Genomic DNA, 15328 nt, shown 5'->3' with positions numbered 1-15328 from the left:
CCCTATGGATTTCAAGATGCATCGCGACGGCAAAGGAGCGAATCCCCGGGAGCATAGATAACTCTGTGACCGGGGTGAGTGAGTGCAGCCAACAAAGAGGCAACTTGAAAGATAACGGGTATATACAATGTAGTCAATATTGGTACCGTCACCCATGCTTTTGGGCACGGTACCTATTATTTCTTATACTTTTAATATGACGATCAAAGTCTATTGATAAAATCATATTTATTAAACAAAAAAATTATCAATATCCGGCCATTAGTTTGGTCATTTAAGCAATATCTTTTTACGCTGAACACATGTTTCAACAGACCATTTAATCAGGTCAATCGTCGATTCTCTATTCATTCGAAGGCATGAAGCAACCGTAATTGCCTGAGAACAAGCAATTACAAAGCAGTCCCCTGCACTTAGATTTCTTTCAACAACGTCGAATCGTTCAACATAATCACTGAACCGGGAAAAATTTCATCCTGTGGGTTCTCAATTTTTGGCGGATTAACTTTCTTTTTACAAACCAAGATTGCATCAAGATTGATAGGCTCTTTTGCTGCGCTTTTAGGGCTGGCAACAGACATTTCAGCTTTTACCGGGTGAGCAGCTACAATATCAAAACCGGCTTGAGTGACAGAATCGTATATTGCCATCCAACCGTCTATCGTCGAATGATGATAACTGAAACACAAGAGACCATTTTCTTTAAGCACTCGGTTGCATTCCCTAAAAACACTGCAAATTTTCCTTGTGAAACTTTCATTATCCCTATCTTGGACTTCGTTTTCATGTGATGAATCTTTTCTATTTAAGTATTCATATTCGCCACTAAGCGCATTAGAAAGCCAGGCATAGAAAAAGTCACTCAATTCACTATAGTGAACAAAATCAAAATACGGTGGATCAGTAATTACAGCATCAACCGATGAATCAGGGATGGGAAGTGAAGAACTGTCCGCATTCAAAATCAAAGCACCTTGAGAAGCGTTTTTGAACATTTCCCATGATTGGGTAGGATTTACCCTTATCGGATCACTACAAACGACTTTCTTTGAAAAACATTTTACCCCATTGTTTTCAATGAATACTTCAAAGGGTTCATCAAGATAGGTCTTCGCCTTAATCAAACGGCTTTCAAATAATGTCGAAAATGTACCGCTGCTTTTTCCCGGTGTTCCCCATATGCTATTTTCCAATGGTGTTCTCTCTGGTTTCAAAATATGGTTCGAAAACATATGACGAACAGCACCAGTACCCTCGCCCTTAAAACTACAAAACAAGTTATTAAATTCAAGTGTTCCGCTGAACAAGCAAACAAAATGATCTCGAATCACCTTATCTTTAATCTTTAATATCCGCTGAAGCAATAATCCAAGGCATAACAATTGACGTTCATTAAAGAAGTCACACCAATTATTGTAATTATATCCACGTGCTTGGTTCGTGTTATGTCCGAGTCTAACTTTCATGGTAGGTAATGGAAGATCGCCTTTGATCAAGGAAAGACGTTCACGCGCTTCATCAAAAAGGTTGTAGTCATATTGGGTCGGTTTGATATAAACCTTTTCACCTGCTTCGTTAAGCGCCATAATGGCATACAATTTGTGCCTTGGTGGATGTTCTTTGCCTAATACCAATTCCTTGATTTTGTATTCATTACCTTTACTGTCAACAATTTTTGTTCCCCTGGCAGGTCCATTTTGGGGGTTAAAGTTATGTGAACAGCAAGGGCATTTAATGTCAGTACTATTGTATTTCTCCACAATAATAGATTCGCATGACGGGCACCATATTTGCGAATCCGGTTTCTTGCTAGCATAGGCATTTTTACTGAATACATAACTTGAAAACAACGGAATTTCTTCACCTTCTGGCGTAGCAACAACCTTCACCCAAAAATAGTAAAGCGCTGGCGTGGATTTCGAAGCACCGGGAACCATTGTTGTATAGTAGGAAAGGATTTCCTCTTTTACATCCCGCTCAATGGATTTAAATTCTTTTTTCAGTTCATTTATATTCACGCTAGCCATTGCTTGTGTGACTAAGAATGTACTCACTGGGTTAACATCACAACCTATAATACTTGCTCCAAGCTTTGCCGCTTCCCCTAATGTGGTTCCCGAACCCATAAACGGATCAAGCACAACCTTTCCGGTATGTTTTTGGTATTTGTAAAAATCCTTCCATTGACCTTCAGTAAGAGCACCAGAAACAATAGAACGGAATACACTTCCTAAACGCTTCGCCCACCACTTATGAATGTGGTAGATAGGACGGTTAATTTCCTTTCTGTAACTTTCGATTTCCGCAATTGGATCAATCTGCTCGAAAGGGAAATCATTTTCAATGACATACTTCATATTATTTTATTAACACTGGCATAGAAACAGATGTACGCAGTTTTGCTGTACGTGCTTTACAGTCAGCAAAAATATCTTCAATCAAAACAGGTTCAACAGATTGATCAGGTTTTCCATTATCAATGATATTGTACAAAAAGTTGTTTTTGTAAATGTCATACCTTGATACCTCTTCTGTAGCCAAGTACGATATCTGAAGATTTTCACAATCAAATTTTTTCGCTACAAAAACCTTTCTTGTATGAAAACACTTTAATTTGTAATTTAGTGGATTAGGATACGTATACATTGCCCGATGACGAACAGAACCCTCACCATACGGGCCATGGTTATATTCGGTTTGGTTCGCGACTTTGGCTTTCTTATAAAGATTGAAGTCATAGTTGATGAAATCACCGTGCATCAAAATAAAAGTTACAATACTGCTACTGTCATTGCTCAATAATGCGTACATGTAATAACAAGGAATATCGACTATTGCATTGCCCATCTTTATCAAGGCAGTTCCGCACGGTAAGCAACTATTGTAATCCATGGTAAGACCACGCGAATCAGCGCCATTCGGCTTCTGAATTAGCTTTTTGACTTCAACTCCAACAATGATACCCGTTCGCTTGTCACGAATAATAATATCAGGGGTAGTCAGCTTACCTGAACGAACAACTTCCAATTCAGGAAATGCTTGTTGAAGTTTTTGTTCAATCAAGCAATCAAAAGGATCGTCTTGAACTGTACCAACCAAGGAAGGCGCACGTAGGTCAATAGGTATATACCCTATGGATTTCAAGATGGATCGCGACGGCAAGGGAGCGAATCCCCGGGAGCATAGCGAACTATGTGACCGGGGTGAGTGAGTGCAGCCAACAAAGAGGCAACTTGAAAGATAACGGGTATAACGCCATTATCATCAATCTGACCATAAAAGTGATCATAAACGGCTTTCATTATTTGATGTTCATTGTGGTACATGCACAATCCTTAAGGTTATTTTTCAATATTGGTTATCGTTTTCAACCGTTTCCATGCGATAGTGCCCTGAAACCCTGCCCGCTTTAGGCGCTATACCGTAACGATTTTTGCAAAAAAGATCAAAAGGGAAATCAAATAACACAGTATTAGGACTAAACTTAGCAAACATGGTCGATTATGCCGCAAAGAGTCCGGGATTTTGCAATCACAAACTGCACTGCGCATATTAACTGAAAGCATATTTTTTCATTCTTCCTCAGTATTAACCGCCAAAAAACAGTTAATACTGAGTTATTTAAAACAAACCATAACTATCTTGAAATCACCACTTTTCCATTGATTAAAGAGAAATAGGGGCTAAAGGTGCGACCATTATCACTATTATTTTTATCTTCAATTAACAAAGGTGAATTATTACTATTCTCAAGTTGGAACCGAAATAACCGCCCTCCCATATAACGCACCAGTTTATATTTTTTCCAATCTATCGGTACAGCCTGATAACCGTTATCAAAATCTCGCTTAAAATCATAAGAATCAAAATAACTTTGTTCTGTGCTATTATTGGCCTGCGCATTTTCATGCAACATTAATTTAGCCACCGATTGTAATGCCGCTAAATCTTTGTTTTTCATTATTTGCCAGATATCTTCATAGGCTTTTTTAACCAACTCCGTGCTTGCTTTTGTTTCCGGTAAAGGCATAGCCGTCGTCCAGGCCCAAATAGGCAGATCATTCAGTGTAACCGCCCTCTCTGTATGGTAATAAAACTCATTAGGATATTCTTTCGTCGTAATCTTACTGGATTGTGCAGTATCGATATTAAAATTAATGGACTGCTTACTATCTGGTTCCAATGTGCCGTTCTTATCTGCCACTCTGGTAATAATATTAGTGATTTCATCGGAATCGTAGGGAGTCACCTTGACCAAACGAACCTTGCATTCCGCATCTTTTTCTTTATAAACATATTTATCATCCCGGGCACTTAATGGCCCCATATCAAGACTGATAACGTTTTTACCGTTTTGTAATATCGGCGCAACATTGTAACCCGTTGATACAGTACCACCAATCGATCCAAAATTACTTAAGGTGTAGATTTCATTGACTTTAAGTCTACAAAGCACATTTTTTGTTTCTAAATAAGTAATATATTTAACTTTATCCATTGTATTTTCCCCATAAGCTGATAATGAAAATAAGGCCATAAAAAATAAAAAAAATTTATTCATTGCGATAACCTCAGTTTGTATGTCGATTTCTCTTTCGGCAATTTCGGATATATCTCCCATTTTTTCTGTTTCTTCATATCTGCTTTACTTTTATGATTAAAAACAGCTTCTTCATTTTTAGATGGAGCAGTTCCTAACCCATACTCCACATAATAACTGGCCGTAATGCCCTCATGAAAAAACACCAGATATAATTCCCTATCCTGCTTATCCAGTTCAAAACATCCCTGCGCTTCAATATCTGCATCCGCCTTAAAATAGCCCTCCACCAGATAATATTTAAACCCGGCTTGAATATTGGTTTCCGCTTTAATCGCTAGCGTACCTTTCACCAGATCTCCCAGCTCGAATTCCATTTCCCGGTTCTCATTGCTGGCATATTTAAATGATAAATTTAACGCCCCTTCCACAATCATATCTAATTGTGCTCCCAGATAAGCCCCATTCCGACCTTCTTCCACCGCCTTTTTACCTTTTAATCCCTGTTCCCGAATTAAGGCAATTAATTTCTCCGCACCGAATTCCGTGGCAAAGGCCTGAATTAAATCCACCTGCAATTTCACCCCAATCAGCGGCGATAACGCCACCTCAACCGCATGCTCAAAATATGCCCCATTGCCATGCGTGGCATTCACCAGTTTACTGCCGCCGCCTAATTTTATTTCCGGCGTCTGGATTTCCGTTTTCAGCAGTTTTATTTCCTGACTGCCCTCACTGGAAAATAGTTTTTGCAAGGTCTCTACCGCCTGACTGCTTTTATTCAATAAACCCAGTTTATGGCGTTTTTCTTTAAATTCCTTTTTCAGTTCACGGGTCAGAGTGCGCGAATAAGGTCCCAGGGTGTAAGCAAAACTCCCCTCAACATTTAATGTATTGGTTAATTCATAACCCGCCGTGTGTTTATGCCAGTTTTGACCCGGCTTTTTCGCATTCGGATTAGCTTTTTTTCTTTTCTCTAGCTCTTCCGCGCTTCTTTCCTCCACCTCCTGCTCCGCACCGATGGTCATATCAATCGTCCATTCATATTGCGGCAAAACATGAATTTTCGTGTCAAGGGCATCCACCGTGCCCAATAATAATGCCTTCACCTTATCGTCCGGCAAGAAAAATGAACGCTGGGCAAAAGGCTGGCCGTAGCATTGCGTGAGGGTAAGAATATAATCTGTCCGCGGTAACTGATTCAGATCCCCCCGCTGAAACAGCGACGAGGCAATAAAACCCAGCGGGTCGTTTTCGATCAAATCAACCGGCAGGTTATGACTGGAAAAACTTATTTTATAATCCGTGCCCGGCCCCGCCAGCGGATTTTTACCTAATTCATAAAATTGAAATGCTACATTATCCGGGCTATAAAAAACCGCCCGCGGACATTGCGCATTTTCCGTGATACACCTTTTTCCCACCAGTGAAATAGTCACCGGGATACCCCCGGTTTCATCAACTACCCAAATATCACCAATCGGTTCAATCTGGTTATAATTGAAAACCCGTTTACCGACTTTTAACACTAATTTGTGAATACAGGGGTCCGGGATTTTGCAATCACAAACCGCACTGCGCATATTAACTGAAAGCATATTTTTTCCTTAACCAATATTAACACTACCACCACCAATCAATATTCCGCCGCAACTCACCGCATCACCGGTTCTCGCAGCAGGTTTACCATCAATAAAAACGGTGTTGGAACCACCAGCAATGACTCTTGAATGAGATGAATGTGGCGCCAAAATATCGCCCTGATGAGCCAAAGGAATACCATCGACTTTTACACTGGTCGATCCCGAAATAACCGGCGTTGCTTCACAATCACCATGCGCTGTACCAATATCACCAATCTTTACCGCATTACCCATATTTCTTTCTCCATATCTGGCAAAATTAAAGTCATTAGTCTTTAAAGTGAAACCAAGGAGATGGTGAATCCCCCAACTCCTGCAATAGCAATTTTTCCGCTCGTATATGCCCAGGCTCACAAATATCATTTAATATGCGTTTACAGCGTTCAGGCGCGAATTCAATAGAGAGATATCTTTGCGCGAAGAATAATTTTAATATTCCCCGTACACTGTGATCATCCGTAATACCGATATTTCCTAATTCGGTAAGTAGCGACCGAATATAACCCGCGTAATCAAACCCTTCGATATTTTCCCATTCGATTATTAATGCTGCTAATGTTTGTACATAACGTTCTGCAAAAGCAGCATCAATTTTTTCCAGTTGTTTTGGCGTTATCGATAAGAGTTTTCTTTTACTGCTAGCGCCCCGTGGATATTGTTCTCTGATAGTAAGAAAATCATGAATTTGAATATTTCCCTGATAACAAGTGGCAATTTTTTCTATCGGCCCCATAAAACAGTGAATTTCCCAGTCACTGAGTACGTTAAGAAAATCCCAGATATTGCGCGGATCATAAAACCGAAAAAATACCGGTTTGTCCTGACCCGGTAATAATACTTGTAAATATTTACGCAAATGCCGATGTAATGTTTTCATATCCGCCTGAGTGTTTAAGTAAATTCCCCAAGGCGTTTTCCATTCGTCCAAATAAAGTTGAACCCTTTCTGTTACCTCCACTAAATAAGGTGCAACTTTCAGTAATTCAGGTGGTAAAGATTCATCATAAAGACAAGTGAAAGGAGGATCAAAATGCTCCAATATCAGAAGTAATTGGGATTCCGTTGCGGCATCAACAACCACATAAAGTTTTTCTTTATCCATTATGATTTTTCTCCATCGGACAATGTGCAACAAACATCGAACCAGCATGAGCCGCGCTTTGTAAAATCGCTGGATTAGTCGGTTGTAATAAGATGCCAGGACTGCCGCCCGAATTCAGGTTGATCGACGAACCTTTGATATCTACACCGCCATCATGAATGACAATAAAACTACTGCCTACTTTCAGGGTGATTTTGCCCCCGCTTTTTATCGTGATGTCATCATCGATATCAACGCTAAGTACGCCCTGTATTTTCTGTATGACATCTCCTTTGACCTGCAAGGCTTTATCACCGTCAATCTGAGCAATATAGTCACCCGTCGTTTTATGCTCCTGTTGCCCCTCAACGGTCACTTTACGATTGTTGGCAATCACCAGTTCGTCATCATGTCCAATGCGGGTTGTGCGGTTGTAATTAATTTGCTCATCACGGGAATTGAGCACCTGAATCGCCAGATTTTTCTGAGCGTGAATAAACACTTCCTCCTTATCTTTCTCGTCTTCAAAACGCAGTTCGTTAAAACCATCTCCTTTATGGGTTTTCGAACGGATTGACATCTGGGTTTTTGCCATCGGCAGAGAGTTTGGCACGATGTTGCTGGCATGATAGGTTCGCCCAATAATAATCGGCTGGTCCGGATCGCCATGCAAAAAAGCCACCAGCACTTCTTGACCTACCCGCGGAATAGCAATCATCCCCCAGCGCTGACCAGCCCAAGCCTGACTGACTCTGATCCAACAGGAACTCTGGTCATGAAATTTGCCATATTCGTCCCAGGCAAATTGCACCCGCACCCGTCCATATTCATCACAAAAGATTTCTTCTCCTTCCGGCCCGACAACAGTCGCAATCTGCAAACCATCAATCTGCGGTTTGGGATAAGGCGAAGGGCGCCATACCCGATTACAGTCCCCAAAGGTGAAGTGGTTGGTTAAAGTCGTGCCTCGCTCGCCAAAACGGGATTCATCCGCCTGCGGTTGTTTGCCGTAATGAGTGATTTGAGTCACTTGCCAAAGAGCATTAAATTTCTCTTTCGGGTGATCAGTAAGTGTGAATCCCACCGCCGCCGAAAGGGCGAAACAGTCACTTTTCCCTTGCCCAAACATGGCATCACGACGAAGCGCTTCCAAACGATATTGACTTATTCGCTGGCCAGTCTCGTCTTTATAGCGTCCCGGAAAATCATAATAATCATAGCTGTGCAGATCTGAACGTTGATGGTTAAGTTGGCGCTCGTGATAGTAATAGTCAGCAGTCCAGCGGGGGTTTTTGAACGTGCGATCCCGCAAAATAACACGCGCTATTCCAACCCGTTCACACCAACGAAATTGATTGATACAGAATTGGCTTCCTGTGCTATCCAATTCTGGACGGTAAGGCAGTGAATGATTGCCGTTTATCCGATAAGAATCCACAAAAACAACTAATGGTTCACCGAGAGTTTGGTTAAACACAAAATAATAAAATATCCTTTCATCAGCCAATAAACGATGGAGAAATGTCAGGTCACTCTCATCATATTGCACACAAAATTCCCGTTCAGGATGCGCATAACGCAGATCACAGGTGAAGTTTATGACGCCATTCTCTTTCAGCAATATTCCGACAATATCGGTAACGGACTGATGCTGAAAAATACGGGAGTTCACCCGCAACCCCGCACGCCATAAACCGGAATGCAGTGTCAGGGAGTAATGACTACGGTGACGACCTGTCGTGTTTTGTTCAAACTGAGTCACAATCCCGGTCACGCTGCGCTCTGGTTGGCCGTCACGATAAACAGTCAGTGTTGCAGAATTATCCAGCACATCGGCAAAATCAATATCTGGGTCAGCGCTGGTTAATGTCGCTTCCAGACAAAACAACGTCGATAGCGCTTCATTAAGGGTAAATTCAACCACCGCAAAAGTTTGCTCTGGGAGATTACCTACCGTAAGAGTAAAAACCAATCCTGAATCTGCCATTACATGCCCCCTAATTGCGTGAGGTTAAGACTCAGGAAATTAAATAAATTATTTAAAATAACCATGATTCAACCTTCTTTACTTACATAATTACCTAATCTATTTCACCGGTAGTTCAATTCGTTCAACTTTAATTTCTGTCTTCAATTATCAACAGACTATCGGTTTAATCATTTAACATATAAATGGGAGCATAGAAAACGAAAGGCATAATTCACTTATTTTAAATAAAAAACGATATTTTACTCCATTGAAAGTCAGCGTTTTTCACAGGATATAACATAGAATGCCTATATTTTTAATAAGTTATAATAAATGACCAAGATTTAATTAATCAAAATCTCTGAACTCACTCAATAATAAAAGAGAAAACCTAATTAGCGTAATATTTCTAACAATAACAATTCTTTTCTACTTATTAAGCTGAAACCCAAAGACGACCAATTTATCTCATTCATCTTAAATCACTGATAAATTTCAATATTTAATTATCACAGGAAAATGTTAAGTTAAATTTATCAGATAAAACTATCTGTATAAATAAGATTCCAAAATAGTGCTACATCTGATGCCATCAATAATTCCATGTATAACAATGAGTTGAAGAAAGCTATGTGTAGCGGAATTATGAAACGTTATTTATATGCACAATATGATAAGGAAATAATAAAATGAGAATTATATATATAAACCCTACCCAAACTTTTGAACTTTATGCGGCTGGAAATATAGTAATGCCAACGACTCACCACCCTGATTTTACTATAAAAAACAATGGGCCTGCCCCCATTAGAGCCGTAAATTACTGGTCATCTCCATTTGGAGATTACAATCAGTATACTTTTATTGATATCCAACCCAGTGAAACTAGATCTTTACAAAGACTGCCTAACCCTGTTTATTTCTACAAAGTTGTTGTTATCAATCTTAGTAGCTATCAATATGCAGAAGCTGAAGTTACTGAGGTATACCCAAGTCCACATCCGGCACTTTAAGTTTCAACAATATATCTGTTATCTCTCAAGTTGCCTCTTTGTTGGCTGCACTCACTCACCCCGGTCACAGAGTTATCTATGCTCCCGGGGATTCGCTCCTTTGCCGTCGCGATGCATCTTGAAATCTATTGGGTATAAATACATTCAATGAAAAAATCACTGGCTTGCAAACCAGCGATTAAAGTAGAAATGAAAACCTAATTAACGAAACATCTCAAACAACGACATGCCTTTCATATCGGTAAATGTCTTATACGATGCCTGAAGTACTACTTGTTGCTGATAATAATTCGAAATCGCTGAATTCCACTCAACGTCAAGCAGTTGACTCAAACGGCTTTTATTAGCCAAAGTGCGTTCTGCCCCCAAGCTATTTAACTCATCTATTTCTCTTAGTTGTAAACCCAGTACCGATTCCACAGAAGAGACATTATTCAACGCATTGCGAGCACCACGGGTTGCCTTATTCAGCAATTCCACTGCATCATCACGAGTTTTTTGATCTGCCCCTTCAAGTGGCGTTCTCAATGACTGAATCGCTATGTCGATCGTTTTAAATATATCGGATTCACTGGGGCTGCCATCCGGCTCTTTTATCGGATTACTGGTAGACGAGAGAAATACCTGCTTCCCGGTATGTCCAATGATCATCGAGCGATTGCTATCGACTTTCTGAGTCATTTCCTCAGAGCCACCTTGATAGCTAACTGTACCACTCTTACTCTCATCAAAAGGTTTTACATCCGTTTTATAACCAGCAAAAATATAGCGACCATTACCATCAGTCGTGTTACCCAGATTCACCAGTTGCTCTTTAAATCCTTCCAGTTGAATAGCCAGTGAGTTACGATCTTCATCACTTAATACTCCGTTTACTGTGGCTACCAGACTTTCACGAACATTCTGAACCACTCCGACAACGTTAGATACCACACTTAATTGCATAGAAATCGAGTTTTGGGCAAATGAACGAGCGGTCATATATTGCTGGTTCTGAGATTCAGCCTGAGCAACCATAACCCCCTGAGAAGCAGCCATCGGATCATCAGATGGATTAATTACCCTCTGACCGCTAGATAGTTGTGCTCCCTGCTGCATCCATTTTGACTGAGCAGAAGTGATGCTAATCGTTTTCTGGTCATACAATACATTGGTACTTACGCGCACGATGTTCTTCCTTTTAAATATTTAGCTAAATACCCGGGATATCTGAATATCCTCAGGCTATTTTTTCATTAAGTGGCACGTTTATTAGCGACGAAGATCCAAAATAGCATTAAACAGCGTTGTGGCAGTCTGAATAACTTGAGCATTAGCCAAATAATATTGCTGTAAACTTTGCAATGATATGTACTCTTCATCTATATTGACACCGGAAACCGCTTGCTGTTCGCCATAAAGCTGTTTAGTAATATTATTCTGAATTTCTAAATCAACATTCGCCGTACTGGTCTGGCTACCAATAGTACTGACCATCGAAGCATAAGCACTAGAAAATGATTTTTTACCCTCTACTAATTTTTTGCTCTGCAATTCAATGAGTTTTTTGGCATTAACATTATCACTCAGCCCACTATCTTTAGTCCCAGCCGCCGCTAATTGCGACGTATTTTTAATATTCACTTTTATGCCACCAATAACACCACTGACCGCCTTCAATGTGTATTGGTCATGCTCTTGTATATTGGTCGGATTAATTTCAATTTTCAGTCCATCAAATTCCAATGTATTTCCCGTTACTTTAGCAGAAATATCCGCCTTATCAGAGACACGCTGGACTTTCCAATTAGCTCCATCGTAGCTAATACGATAATCACTGGCTTTTACCGCTGAGGTATCTGTATATTCTACTTTAAAATCAGCAGAACCTTTATTTTTACCATTAGCAATAATATCCGGGTTGTTAAGCGTGAAGAAATCTTCACCTGGTTTACCTTCTAAATCAAAACCAGAACGGTGAACCTGATTAAATTGATCTGCCAATACCAATGCTAATTGGTTTAGTTGATTACGGGAATTATCCAACACTTCACTACGCGCGCGTAATATGCCACTTAATTCACCTTTATCAATGAATCTTTCATCAATTTCAACAACATCACCAAAACCACGATCATAACCTAATGTGATGCGACTGCTGTCCGCATTAGATGAAATCGCTTCTACTCTGTAGGCAGTTGTCCCCTGAACCAACGTTAATCCACCCGCAAAAGAAACATTATAAGAGTCGCCATTCTGCTGAGTAACACTCACACCAACCAGTTTATTCAGATCATTGACCAATCTATCACGCAGATCCAGTAATGCATTTGGTTCAGCACTACCACCGCCTTTCATACGGGTAATTTCACCATTGAGTTTAGCGATTTGCTGAGTATAGTCATTGATAGTATCAGCATAGTTAGTCATTCCCCGATTAATGTTATTTTCCATTTTACTCAGGAAGTTATCCACACTTTTCAACTGGTTTTCCAGCTCTTTTGCTTTCTCAATGGTTGTCGTTCTGGCCGCATCATCTTCAGCATTACTGACGACATTGGTTAAACTGGTAAAGAAATCATCAATGGTGTTTGACAGGCTATTCGCTTTATCTGCCAGCAAATTATCAATCTGGGAAATTTGCTGAGAATAAGTGGTTAATGCCCCTTGTTTCGCCTGAGCAGCAGAAAATTGATGATTAATGAATTCGTTATATTGACGGTTAATACTAGTAACAGTAGCACCATTTCCAACAAAGCCAGCGGACGTCATTCTGCCACCGTTTTGATTGATAACTGTTGATTGCCGGTTATAACCAGGAGATTTGATATTTGCGATATTATTACTCACGGTTCCCAGCGCAATCTGAGCAGCCTGAAGGCCACTCATCGCGGTATTAATAAGACTGTTGGACATCAGAAGATCCTTTTGCGTTTTAGTTATGTCTCCGCTGGTGGCGGCAAACAACCCTTCAGGTAAAATAGTGTCTGAGTTGCTGTAATTTATCGGCTGAATTCAATAAAACTTGAGCAAAATATGGATCAGAACAGTTCACCCAAATCGTGGGTATAAGCTTTCACCGCCTGTTCTCCGACACCCTTTAACTGCTGGATAACAGATATCAGTTTTTTGGCATATCCAGGATCAGTGGCATAACCTGCCTGTTGCAGAGAATAAGCCCCCTGTTCCGGTGTAGCAGAGCTGGCAACCTTAGCGTAACGCGGACTTTCTGTAAGTAACTTGACGTAATCCGTAATCGCTTCCACGTAAGAACCATAAACCCGGAAGCTGTCTTTCATTTTCTGCGGCTCGCCATTGATATATTCGGTGGTCAGAATATTGGTCACCGGCCCTTTCCAGTCCTTACTAGCCTTAATGCCAAATAGATTATGGCTTGGCTTGCCATCGGCAGTCAGAATCTCTCTTTGCCCCCAACCAGATTCCAGAGCAGCCTGAGCGATAATCAATAAATGGGGAATGCCACTGCGTTGGCTGGCTATCCTGGCAGGAACAGAAAGGGTAGAAACAAAGTTGGTACTGTTGAGCGATAACGGCTTAGTTACCGTTTCAGGTTTTGGTACTGTCCGGCGGATAAATTGCTCAAGTGCCTGCCTTGGTAAGGTTTGCAAAACTTCGTTATCCGTAGTTATGGGTATCTTACCCGCTATTTCGCTAGGGGCGGTTTTAGTGTTAGAAAGCTGCTTGAGTACCATATCGGCAAAACCTAGCCCCTTCTGAGCCATATTCTGCGCGATTTGCTGATCGTATATCGAAGTATAGAGGTGTGTCTGTTCACTACTCAACATGCCATCTTTAGGCAGAGCTGAACGCATACTTTTCAGCATCATCTGAACAAAAAGACCTTCCATTTGTTGGGCTACTTGCCGTAGCCCCTGTTGTGGATCTTTTGCCAGATTGGATCTCAATGTGTTAACCGACTGTACATCATAAGCGGCACCAGACAGGGTTGAAAAATCATTCATCAAATGATCTCCAGCTTCGCCCGCAGACAACCCGCACTTTCCATTGCCTGTAAGATTGACATTAAATCATTCGGTGTTGCGCCTAGTGCATTCAGTGCCTGAACGACACTATTCAAACTCGCACTGGCGTTAACCCGCTGCAACGCACCACCTTGTTCACGGACAGCGACACCGGGATTACGGGTGACAACGGTACTTCCACCCGCTAATGGTGTATTGGGCTGATTAACAACCACCTGATTCTCAACAGTCACAGAAAGATTCCCCTGAGCAACAGCGCAGCTATCCAGCATCACATTGCGGTTCATCACCACAGAGCCGGTGCGGGAGTTGATAATCACTTTGGCATCACCGACATCGACACGAACAGTCAGGTTCTGCACATAAGAAAGAAATTTAACCTGCTCACTTTTATCTCTCGGCATGCGCAATTGCACTGTGCGGGCATCCAGCGGCGTTGCTGTCCCCGTTCCGCGCATATGGTTAATCGCATCACTGATTTGCTGTGCAAGTGAGAAATCTTCGTTATTTAACTGAAGATTAAGGATGCCATTTTCACCAAACTGCGTGGGTAATTCACGTTCAATCACTGCCCCATTGCTAATTCGGCCACCTGCAAGCTGATTAACTTTCACACTGCTACCACCGGCACTAGCACCAGCACCGCCAACCAAAATATTACCCTGCGCCAAAGCATATATCTGATTATCAATACCTTTTAGTGGCGTCATCAACAAAGTACCGCCACGTAAACTTTTAGCATTCCCCAGAGAAGAGACCACTATATCGATATTCTGTCCGGTGCGGCCAAACGGCGGTAACTTCGCGGTGACCATAACGGCAGCCACGTTTTTCAATTGCATATTGGTTCCCGGAGGAACGGTAATCCCCAATTGGGATAACATGTTGCTTAAACTCTGAGTGGTAAATGGCGTTTGAGTAGTCTGGTCACCGGTCCCATCTAGCCCAACCACCAATCCATAACCAATCAACGCATTTTCCCGCACCCCTTGAACCGTGGTGAGATCACGGATACGTTCTGCCGATGCAGGAATTGTCATCAAAGCCAGCAATACAAGAAGAAGGCTGACAGCACATTGTTTTATCATAACCATCCCCT

At 41.2% G+C, this 15328-nt stretch carries 13 protein-coding genes; 1 reads left to right on the top strand and 12 read right to left on the bottom strand.

What is annotated here, in order from left to right; translation table 11 throughout:
- Positions 1-413: 413 nt before the first annotated feature.
- The 8 genes from C5469_RS12255 to C5469_RS12220 all read right to left on the bottom strand — a co-directional run bounded on the left by C5469_RS12255 (position 414) and on the right by C5469_RS12220 (position 9251).
- The gene (locus C5469_RS12255; RefSeq protein ID WP_166306764.1) at positions 414-2357 is read right to left on the bottom strand and encodes a DNA methyltransferase; all 1944 of its coding nucleotides are present in this window, start codon (positions 2355-2357) and stop codon (positions 414-416) included.
- 1 nt (position 2358) lies between these two features.
- Complete coding sequence (locus C5469_RS12250; protein WP_166306761.1) at positions 2359-3144, bottom strand: hypothetical protein; 786 nt, start codon at positions 3142-3144, stop codon at positions 2359-2361.
- Entirely contained in the window at positions 3141-3326 is a 186-nt protein-coding gene (locus C5469_RS12245) for a hypothetical protein (RefSeq protein ID WP_166306758.1), read from the bottom strand. Before C5469_RS12245 ends, C5469_RS12250 begins: the two co-directional genes overlap by 4 nt.
- Positions 3327-3637: 311 nt before the next feature.
- Complete coding sequence (locus C5469_RS12240; RefSeq protein WP_242689455.1) at positions 3638-4621, bottom strand: hypothetical protein; 984 nt, start codon at positions 4619-4621, stop codon at positions 3638-3640.
- Positions 4558-6138 carry a hypothetical protein gene (locus tag C5469_RS12235; RefSeq protein ID WP_166306755.1) on the bottom strand — a complete coding sequence of 527 codons (1581 nt, stop codon included), beginning with the start codon at positions 6136-6138 and terminating at the stop codon, positions 4558-4560. The genes C5469_RS12240 and C5469_RS12235 overlap by 64 nt, the downstream gene beginning before the upstream one ends.
- Before the next feature lie 9 nt (positions 6139-6147).
- Complete coding sequence (locus tag C5469_RS12230) at positions 6148-6417, bottom strand: type VI secretion system PAAR protein (protein WP_166306752.1); 270 nt, start codon at positions 6415-6417, stop codon at positions 6148-6150.
- A gap of 34 nt (positions 6418-6451) precedes the next feature.
- Positions 6452-7285, bottom strand: a complete 834-nt coding sequence (locus C5469_RS12225) for a DUF4123 domain-containing protein (protein ID WP_166306749.1) — start codon at positions 7283-7285, stop codon at positions 6452-6454.
- Positions 7278-9251: a type VI secretion system Vgr family protein gene (locus tag C5469_RS12220; RefSeq protein WP_166306746.1), complete on the bottom strand. Its 1974-nt coding sequence runs from the start codon at positions 9249-9251 to the stop codon at positions 7278-7280. Before C5469_RS12220 ends, C5469_RS12225 begins: the two co-directional genes overlap by 8 nt.
- A gap of 671 nt (positions 9252-9922) precedes the next feature.
- On the opposite strand from C5469_RS12220, the gene C5469_RS12215 reads away from it, so the two are divergent.
- Complete coding sequence (locus tag C5469_RS12215; protein ID WP_166306743.1) at positions 9923-10246, top strand: hypothetical protein; 324 nt, start codon at positions 9923-9925, stop codon at positions 10244-10246.
- A 201-nt stretch (positions 10247-10447) separates the two neighbouring features.
- Here the strand turns inward: C5469_RS12215 and flgL are convergent, their stop codons facing one another.
- The 4 genes from flgL to C5469_RS12195 form a co-directional block, all read right to left on the bottom strand.
- Positions 10448-11413 carry a flagellar hook-associated protein FlgL gene (gene flgL / locus C5469_RS12210; RefSeq protein WP_166306740.1) on the bottom strand — a complete coding sequence of 322 codons (966 nt, stop codon included), beginning with the start codon at positions 11411-11413 and terminating at the stop codon, positions 10448-10450.
- An 84-nt stretch (positions 11414-11497) separates the two neighbouring features.
- Complete coding sequence (flgK, locus tag C5469_RS12205) at positions 11498-13141, bottom strand: flagellar hook-associated protein FlgK (RefSeq protein WP_166306737.1); 1644 nt, start codon at positions 13139-13141, stop codon at positions 11498-11500.
- 125 nt (positions 13142-13266) lie between these two features.
- The gene (flgJ, locus tag C5469_RS12200; protein WP_166306734.1) at positions 13267-14208 is read right to left on the bottom strand and encodes a flagellar assembly peptidoglycan hydrolase FlgJ; all 942 of its coding nucleotides are present in this window, start codon (positions 14206-14208) and stop codon (positions 13267-13269) included.
- Positions 14208-15317 (bottom strand): flagellar basal body P-ring protein FlgI, encoded by a 1110-nt coding sequence (locus tag C5469_RS12195; protein ID WP_166306731.1) that lies wholly within the window; start codon positions 15315-15317, stop codon positions 14208-14210. Before C5469_RS12195 ends, flgJ begins: the two co-directional genes overlap by 1 nt.
- Positions 15318-15328: the final 11 nt, after the last annotated feature.

Origin of the sequence: Photorhabdus cinerea (genome assembly GCF_011189575.1) — a bacterium.
Classification (GTDB): domain Bacteria; phylum Pseudomonadota; class Gammaproteobacteria; order Enterobacterales; family Enterobacteriaceae; genus Photorhabdus; species Photorhabdus cinerea.
The sequence above is the reverse complement of the archived record's forward strand: the minus strand, read 5'-3'. Positions and strand labels throughout refer to the sequence as shown.